The organism is Mesorhizobium sp. M7A.F.Ca.US.002.01.1.1 (assembly GCF_004022955.1).
Lineage (GTDB): Bacteria > Pseudomonadota > Alphaproteobacteria > Rhizobiales > Rhizobiaceae > Mesorhizobium > Mesorhizobium ciceri.
This window is the reverse complement of the sequence record NZ_RZQE01000256.1, coordinates 1-8351: the sequence shown is the minus strand read 5'-3', so window position 1 is coordinate 8351 and position 8351 is coordinate 1. Positions and strand designations below refer to the sequence as shown.

General features: G+C 64.0%; 9 protein-coding genes. All 9 read right to left on the bottom strand.

The genetic code is table 11. The features are described from left to right. Window positions 1–1461, bottom strand: a 1461-nt coding sequence (locus tag EN932_RS22315) for a 2Fe-2S iron-sulfur cluster-binding protein (RefSeq protein WP_128369072.1), incomplete at its 3' end; no start/stop codon positions are given. Next, the gene (locus EN932_RS22310; protein ID WP_024502588.1) at window positions 1461–1736 is read right to left on the bottom strand and encodes a sarcosine oxidase subunit delta family protein; all 276 of its coding nucleotides are present in this window, start codon (window positions 1734–1736) and stop codon (window positions 1461–1463) included. The genes EN932_RS22315 and EN932_RS22310, both read right to left, overlap by 1 nt. Before the next feature lie 16 nt (window positions 1737–1752). Then, on the bottom strand, window positions 1753–3006 hold the full coding sequence (locus EN932_RS22305) for a sarcosine oxidase subunit beta family protein (protein WP_127368331.1): 1254 nt from the start codon (window positions 3004–3006) through the stop codon (window positions 1753–1755). A gap of 36 nt (window positions 3007–3042) precedes the next feature. Continuing rightward, window positions 3043–4350 (bottom strand): type III glutamate--ammonia ligase, encoded by a 1308-nt coding sequence (gene glnT / locus EN932_RS22300; RefSeq protein ID WP_127384735.1) that lies wholly within the window; start codon window positions 4348–4350, stop codon window positions 3043–3045. A gap of 60 nt (window positions 4351–4410) precedes the next feature. Beyond that, entirely contained in the window at window positions 4411–5739 is a 1329-nt protein-coding gene (locus tag EN932_RS22295) for a glutamate synthase-related protein (RefSeq protein WP_010914750.1), read from the bottom strand. Window positions 5740–5745: 6 nt separating this feature from the next. Continuing rightward, window positions 5746–6471, bottom strand: coding sequence for a GXGXG domain-containing protein (locus EN932_RS22290; RefSeq protein WP_013532905.1), 726 nt, complete (start codon window positions 6469–6471; stop codon window positions 5746–5748). A 4-nt stretch (window positions 6472–6475) separates the two neighbouring features. Next, entirely contained in the window at window positions 6476–7372 is an 897-nt protein-coding gene (locus tag EN932_RS22285) for a glutamine amidotransferase family protein (protein WP_063167616.1), read from the bottom strand. Between the two features lie 104 nt (window positions 7373–7476). Next, window positions 7477–7800, bottom strand: coding sequence for a hypothetical protein (locus tag EN932_RS22280; RefSeq protein ID WP_013532903.1), 324 nt, complete (start codon window positions 7798–7800; stop codon window positions 7477–7479). After that, the coding region (locus tag EN932_RS22275) for a hypothetical protein (protein ID WP_128369071.1) at window positions 7797–8351 on the bottom strand (555 nt) is incomplete at its 5' end. The genes EN932_RS22280 and EN932_RS22275, both read right to left, overlap by 4 nt.

The window sequence follows — 8351 nt, the reverse complement described above, 5'->3', positions numbered from 1 at the left end:
GGCGCCCGCCGTACCATTGTGCCCCGTGTCACGCGCCGCTGCCGCGCCAGCGGCAAATCCCTGGCTCAGGCAGGCGCCGAGGCCAAAGTCGCCATTGGCGGCGCCCGCTGCGACCATACCGGGCGGCGCGCCGTCCGGTACGAAAGCAGCAATATCGTCGCGCCATTTCGGCCGGCCGCGATGATAGGAGGTCAGCCCGACCGCCGGGTTCCAGCCGCCGGAAACGGCGAGCCCGTCCGCTTCAACCTCGGCGCGCGCGCCGCCGGTCAGCGACACCGCGATTTTCCTGACGCCATCCTTGCCGCCGTCGATGCCACTGACGGAACCGTGCAGCACCGGGAAGCCGCCCTTCGAGGCCAGCGAACGATGCGCCGGCGATATTTCGGGCCGTGCATCGATGACCGCCGCTATCTGCAGGCCGGCACCGAGCGCCGTCTCGACGGTGCGCCAGCCGTCCTCATTGTTGGTGAAAAGTGCGATCCGCTTTGCCGGTGTAGCGGCGTAGCGCGCGACATAGGTGCGCATGGCGGAGGCCATCATCACGCCGGGCGTGTCGTTGCCGGCAAAGACGATCGGCCGTTCGATGGCGCCGGCTGCCACGACGCAGCGCTTCGCCACGATCCGCCACAGGCGCTGGCGCACCTGGTGCTCGGGCGGCGAGGGCAAATGGTCGTTGACCCGCTCAATGGCGCCATAGGTGCCGCCATCGTAGACGCCGAACAGCGTCGTGCGGGTCATGACGCGGACGTCGGGCATACCAGCCAGTTCAGCCAGCGTCCGCGAAATCCACTCGGCCGCAGGTTCGCCGTCGATCATTGCGCCATCCGACAGCAGACGGCCGCCGAGGACAAAATCCTCCTCGCACAGGATGACGCGGGCGCCTGCGCGGCCGGCTGCCAACGCCGCGGCCAGACCAGCCGGGCCGGAGCCGGCGATCAGCACGTCGCAATGCGCCCATGCCTTGTCGTAGTGGTCGGGATCGGCAAGGCCGGCGGCACGGCCAAGGCCTGCGGCGCGGCGGATCGCCGGCTCATAGATCGCTTCCCAGAACTTCGCCGGCCACATGAATGTCTTGTAGTAGAAGCCGGCAACGAAGATCGGCGCGAACAGCTGGTTGACCGACATCACGTCGTGGCGCAGCGACGGCCAACGGTTCTGGCTGGCGGCCTCGAGCCCGTCATAGAGTTCGGCCGTCGTCGCCTTGGTGTTCGGCTCGCGCCGTGCCCCGGTGCGCAGCTCGACCAGCGCATTGGGTTCTTCCGAGCCCGCAGTCAGGATGCCGCGCGGGCGGTGGTATTTGAACGAACGGCCGACCAGCTTGACGCCGTTGGCGATCAGCGCCGAGGCGAGCGTGTCGCCCTGGAAGCCGGAGAAAGCCTTGCCGTCGAAACGGAAGTTCAGCGGTGCCGAGCGGTCGACAAGCCCGCCATTGCCGAGCCGGTGTGTCTGCGCGCCGGCCATCACGCACCAACCTTCGCAGCGCCGGCACCAGCCGCCGGTTCGATGGAGGAAATCTCGTGCGTCAGCGTGTTGCGGGTGACCTTCAGCCAAGCCCGGCAACCACCGCCATGGTACCAGTATTCGCTGGTCGCGCCGGCGACATTGTCGCGCAGATAGACATAGTCGAAGACCTCGTCTTCCGAGGCGCCGGCCTCGGGCCGTACCGGTTTGGCGTCGCCGAGATAGGTGAACTCGCCGAGTTCGCGTTCACCGCAGAAAGGACAGGCAATGCGCATTTCTTCTAAACCGCCTTCAATGCAGGTTCGGTTGGGCGCCCTGGCCCTTTTCGTCGATCATGGCGCCAGTTCGGAACCGGTCTAGGCGGAACCGTGCCGCTTCTTCATGCGACTCGTCGCGAGCCAGGAGGTGCGCAAAGACAAAACCGGACCCTGGCGTCGCCTTGAAGCCGCCATAGCACCAGCCCGCGTTGAGATAGAGCCCGTCGACGGGCGTCTTGTCGATGATCGGTGAACCGTCCATCGACATGTCCATGATGCCGCCCCACTGGCGCAGCAGGCGCACGCGGCCGATCATCGGCATCAGCGCCATGCCGCCCTCGCAGACGTCTTCCATCACAGGCATGTTGCCGCGCTGGGCGTAGGAATTGTAGCCGTCTATATCGCCGCCGAAGACGAGGCCGCCCTTGTCGGACTGGCTGACGTAGAAATGGCCGGCGCCGAAGGTCATGACGCCCGGGATGAGCGGCTTGATCGCCTCGGAGACGAAGGCCTGCAGCACATGGCTCTCGATCGGCAGGCGCAGGCCGGCCATTGCCGCGACGCGCGACGAGGAGCCGGCGACCGCCATGCCAACCTTTCCGGCGCCGATCTTGCCGCGCGACGTCTCGACGCCGGTCACCTTGCCATTGGCGTCTCTGACGAAGCCGGTGACTTCGCAATTCTGGATGATGTCGACGCCGAGTTCGCTCGCCGCATGCGCATAGCCCCAGACCACCGCATCGTGCCGCGCCGTGCCGCCGCGCCGCTGCAACAGCCCGCCTTGCACGGGAAAGCGCGCATTGTCGAAGTTCAGGAACGGGATCATCTTCCTGACGGCAGCGAGGTCGAGCAGTTCGGCGTCGATGCCGTTGATGCGCATGGTGTTGCCGCGCCGCGCATAGGCGTCGCGCTGCGCGTCGGAATGGTAGAGGTTGATGACGCCGCGCTGGCTGACCATCGCATTGTAGTTGAGGTCCTGCTCCATCCGCTCCCACAGCTTCATCGACAATTCGTAGAAGCCGGTGTTGCCGGGCAGACCGTAATTGGAGCGGATGATGGTGGTGTTGCGGCCGGCATTGCCGGAGCCGATCCAGCCTTTTTCGAGCACGGCGACATTCTTGATGCCGTACTCGCTGGCGAGGAACCAGGCGGTGGCCAGCCCGTGCCCACCGCCGCCGATGATCACCACGTCGTAGCGATCCTTCGGCGTGGCGTCGCGCCAGGTGCGCTGCCAGTTCTTGTGGCCGGACACGGCGGCACGAGCGAGCGAGAAGATCGAATATTTCATCAGTTCATTCCGAGGTCGCTCGCGTCGCGCTGGTGGTCAAATATCCAGCGTGTGGTCGCGCTCCCATTGCGTGAAGTGCGAAGCATAGGAATTCCATTCCTGCTGCTTCAGCTTTAGATATGCCGACGAAAATTCCTCACCCAGCGCCGCCTTGAGCGATTTGTCATTGTCGAACTCACGCAGCGCGTCGAGCAGGTTGAGCGGCAGCTTCGGTGCGTCTGTGACGGTATGGCCGAGCTGGTACATGTCGATGTCGTGGCGCTTGCCCGGATCGGCCTTGGAGCGGATGCCGTCGAGGCCGGCCGCGATGATGACGGCCTGCAGCAAATAGGGATTGGCGGCGCCATCCGGCAGGCGCAGCTCGAAGCGGCCGGGGCCGGGCACGCGCACCATGTGGGTGCGGTTGTTGCCGGTCCAGGTCACCGTGTTCGGTGCCCAGGTCGCGCCCGAAATGGTGCGCGGCGCGTTGATGCGTTTGTAGGAATTCACCGTCGGGTTGGTGATCGCGGCTAGTGCGGAGGCATGCTTCATGATGCCGCCGAGGAAATTCCGGCCCTTGGCCGACAGGCCGAGCTCCATCGCATTGTCGGCGAAGACGTTGGTCTTGCCCGATTTGTCCCAAACCGAGATATGGGCATGGCAGCCATTGCCGGTCAGACCCTGGAAGGGCTTCGGCATGAAGGTCGCGCGCAGGCCATGCTTTTCCGCGATCGACTTGACCATGAATTTGAAGAACGAGTGCTTGTCGGCGGTCGCCAGCGCGTCGTCGAAAGCCCAGTTCATCTCGAACTGGCCGTTGGCGTCCTCATGGTCGTTCTGATAGGCGCCCCAGCCGAGCGCCAGCATGTGGTCGCAGATCTCTGCGATGACGTCGTAGCGCCGCATCACCGCTTGCTGGTCGTAGCAGGGTTTTGAGGCCGTGTCGTATTCGTCGGAGATCGTCTTGCCGTCAGGCGAGATCAGGAAGAACTCGGCCTCGACGCCGGTCTTGACATGCATGCCGTCGCTGGCGGCTTCCGCGATCAGCCGCTTCAGTGTGTTGCGCGGCGCCTGGTCGACCTCCTTGTCGTCCATGATGCAGTTGGCCGCCACCCAGGCGACCTCAGGCTTCCACGGCAGCTGGATCACCGAATCCGGATCCGGCACCGCAAGCATGTCGGGATGCGCCGGCGTCAGGTCCAGCCATGTGGCGAAACCGGCAAAGCCGGCGCCGTCCTTCTGCATGTCTGATATCGCCTGCGCCGGCACCAGCTTGGCACGCTGGCCACTGAACAGGTCAGTGTAGGAAATCATGAAATATTTGACGTTTTTCGCCCTTGCGAATTCAGCAAGATCAGTTGCCACGGTAGTTCCCCATTTTATCGATTGTTGTTCCCGAGTATGCGGGAATCGGCCCTTCGTTGATCAGAAGCCGTTCTTCCCCGGTATCCAGTTGGTGCCGGCCAGCGGCACGCCGGCCATGGCGGCTGCCTCGATCGTCAGCGCGACCAGGTCCTCGGGTTCGAGATTGTGCAGGCTGTTCTTGCCGCACGCGCGGGCGATCGTTTGAGCCTCAAGGGTCATCACCTTGAGGTAGTTCGCTAGCCGGCGCCCGGCAGCCACCGGATCGACCCGCTTCATCAGTTCCGGATCCTGCGTGGTGATGCCGGCGGGGTCGCGCCCCTCGTGCCAATCGTCATAGGCGCCGGCCGTGGTGCCAAGCTCGTTGTACTCCGCCTCCCAGCGCGGATCGTTGTCGCCGAGCGCGACAAGGGCCGCCGTGCCGATCGAGACCGCGTCGACGCCGAGCGCCAGCGCCTTGGCGACATCGGCGCCGTTGCGAATGCCGCCGGAGACGATCAACTGCACCTTGCGGTGCATGCCGAGGTCCTGCAGCGCCTGCACGGCCGGCCTGATGCAGGCAAGCGTCGGCTGGCCGACATTTTCGATGAACACTTCCTGGGTGGCGGCGGTGCCGCCCTGCATGCCGTCGACGACAACGACATCGGCGCCGGCCTTCACGGCAAGCGCCGTGTCATAATAGGGGCGCGCGCCGCCGACCTTGACGTAGATCGGTTTTTCCCAGTCGGTGATTTCGCGCAATTCGAGGATCTTGATCTCGAGATCGTCGGGTCCGGTCCAGTCGGGATGGCGTGAGGCCGAGCGCTGGTCGATGCCTTTCGGCAGCGTGCGCATTTCCGCGACACGATCCGAAATCTTCTGGCCAAGCAGCATGCCGCCGCCACCCGGCTTGGCGCCCTGGCCGACGACGACCTCGATCGCATCGGCGCGGCGCAGATCGCGCAGGTTCATGCCGTAGCGCGACGGCAGATATTGATAGACCAGTTGCTTGGAATGGCCGCGCTCCTCCTCGGTCATGCCGCCGTCGCCCGTCGTGGTCGAGGTGCCCGACAGGGTAGCGCCGCGTCCGAGCGCTTCCTTGGCCGGACCCGACAGCGAGCCGAAGCTCATGCCGGCAATGGTGATCGGAATCTTCAACTCGATCGGCTTCTTGGCATGGCGAGAGCCGAGCACGACCGATGTGTCGCAGCGCTCGCGATAGCCTTCGAGCGGGTAACGCGAGATCGAGGCGCCGAGGAACAGTAGGTCGTCGAAATGCGGCAGCTTGCGCTTGGCGCCGGCGCCACGGATGTCATAGATGCCGGTCGCCGCGGCACGGCGGATCTCGGAAAGCGTGTAGTCGTCGAAGGTCGCGGATTTGCGCGGCGTCGTCGGCGGGTTCCTGTAGGTCATGCTGCCTCAATACGCGTCGGCGTTGTCGATATTGAAATTATAGAGGGTACGCGCCGAGCCGTAGCGCTTGAACTCCGACGGCTTGACGCCGGTGACGCCGGCGCGGTCGAGCAGGCCCTGCAGCAATTCCAGATGCTCGGTCCGCATTTCCTTGGCGATGCAGTCGGCGCCGAGGCTGTCGACCTTGCCGCGCACGAAGAGCCGCGCCTCGTAGATGGAATCGCCGAGCGCATCGCCGGCATCGCCCAACACCACCAGATTGCCTGACTGCGCCATGAAGGCCGACATATGGCCGATATTTCCATGCACGACGATATCGATGCCCTTCATCGAAATGCCGCAGCGCGACGAGGCGTTGCCTTCGATGACCAGCAGGCCGCCCTTGCCGGTGGCGCCGGCATACTGGCTGGCGTCGCCTTTGATGGTGATCGAGCCCGACATCATGTTCTCGCCGACTCCAGGCCCTGCCGAGCCATGCACGGTAATGGTGCTGCCGGAATTCATGCCGCCGCAGTAATAGCCGACGCTGCCGCGCACATCGATGGCAACAGGCTGGTCGACGCCAACGGCCACCGAATGGCTGCCTTTCGGGTTCAGCACTTCCCATGCCGTTTCGTTCGAGCCGGGAGCCAGATTGTGCAGCGCCTGGTTGAGTTCGCGCAGCGACAACTGGTCGAGATCGAAGACCCGAGGGTCGTGTGCCGCGGTTTTTGAAAGCGTGGTTGCCGGCATGAACTCAATGCTCCCAGAAATAGACGGTTGCGGGCTCGGGTTCCCAGACCCTCGCATTGTCTATGCCGGGCAGTTTGGTCAGCGCGCGATATTCCGAGCCGAAGGCGACATATTGGTCGGTTTCGGCCATCACGGCTGGCTTGCAGGCAATCGGATCGCGCACCACGCCAAAGCCGTTCTTGGTGCCGACGACGAAGGTGAAGAAGCCGTCGAGGTCGGAGAGCGTGCCTTCCAGCGCCTCGCCGAGATTCTTGCCATGCGCCATCTGTGACGAGAGATAGGCGGCAGCGACTTCGGTGTCGTTCTCGGTTTCGAAGGTCATGCCTTCGCGGATCAGTTCGCGGCGGACATTGTTGTGGTTCGACAGCGAGCCATTGTGCACCAGGCACTGGTCGGCGCCGGTCGAGAACGGATGCGCGCCCATCGTCGTCACCGCCGATTCCGTCGCCATGCGGGTATGGCCGATGCCATGTGTGCCGGTCATCTTGCGGACATCGAAGCGATCGACGACTGCCTCGGGCAGGCCGACTTCCTTGTAGATCTCGACCACGTCGCCGGCGCCCATGATGCGGATGTCGGGGCGCAGCGCCTGGATGGTTTCGCGCGCTTCATCGATCTTGGCGGGGGTGGTCCTGACGACTGCATGGGTGGATTTCACCGCGATCGTCACCGGCGTGCCGATGGCCTTGGCGAGCTCCGCCTCGAGGCCGCGGAAATCGCGGTCGGGCTTGGCCGACTGGATGGTGATCTTGGCCTCATTCTTGGACGGCGCGCCATAGATGGCGATGCCGGCGCTATCGGGACCGCGATCGCTGAGCGAGATCAGCATCTGCGACAGCATCGCGCCAAGCTGGGGTTCCAGCGACTTGTCCTTCAAAAACAGTCCGACAATTCCACACATGTCAGCCTCCCGACGTTTTGTAGCTAAGAGATCGTTTGCAACTCTGAAATGATGTATCGAATGAGGTCCGCAAATTCAATCGTATGAAAAAAATATTCCTCTAGTTACCTATGCGTCTCAATGCCGCTCTGCCCACTATCGTTGCCTTGCCGGGCGTTGTGAACCCATTTGGCGGTGCGGATGCGGGCGAGCTTGTAGGCGTCCAGGATCGACAAAGCATAGATCAGGAAGCCGCCGGCGTGACGGCCGACGAAGCTGGCATCGGGCGGCGCGATCTTGGCCGTCACCCATGCCAGGATCACCATGAAGAAAAGGAATTGAAGGCCGCGCACCGGCACGCCCAGAATGACGTGCCCGCTTCCCGGCAGCACGATTGCGGCGCCGAGAACCAGATAGGGATTGGTGGGTGCAGTGGCGGAACTGGTCATGCGGCCTGCCGTTCGCTTTTGTTGATCGCGTCGCGAAGCGCCGACACCGACATCAGCAGCCTTTCGATCAGCGCGGGATCGAGTGCGGCGTCGCCGAATTCGGCCTGCCGGAAAACGCCATAGCGCGCCCGCTCGGCTTCGGCCAGAAGCCAGACGATGCGTATACCCTTGGGCGTGATCAGCAGTTCCTTGGCGCGCCCTTCGGAAAAGATCTCGATGTGGCTGGCGATAAGGCCTTGCGGAAAGCGCGCCGCCCTGCGGTCGGTGCGCAGCACCGACTCGGCGGGGAATCCCGGAGCCTTGGGCAGCGTATGCTCGAGATGATCGAAATTGGAGAAGGTCGTCGGCGAGCCCGGCCGCATCATCATGTCGAAGGTGGCTGGTACCGCGACCTCTTCGGTGATCGAAACACTGAGCCAGCGCGCCGGCAGTTTGCGCGTCGCCAGCGTATCGACGATGGTGCGCACCTGGACACGTTTGCTGTTCCAGGATCCTTCCCAGGTGATGACGCCGGCGGTGCCATCCGAAACATTGGCAGCATCGGCGATGAT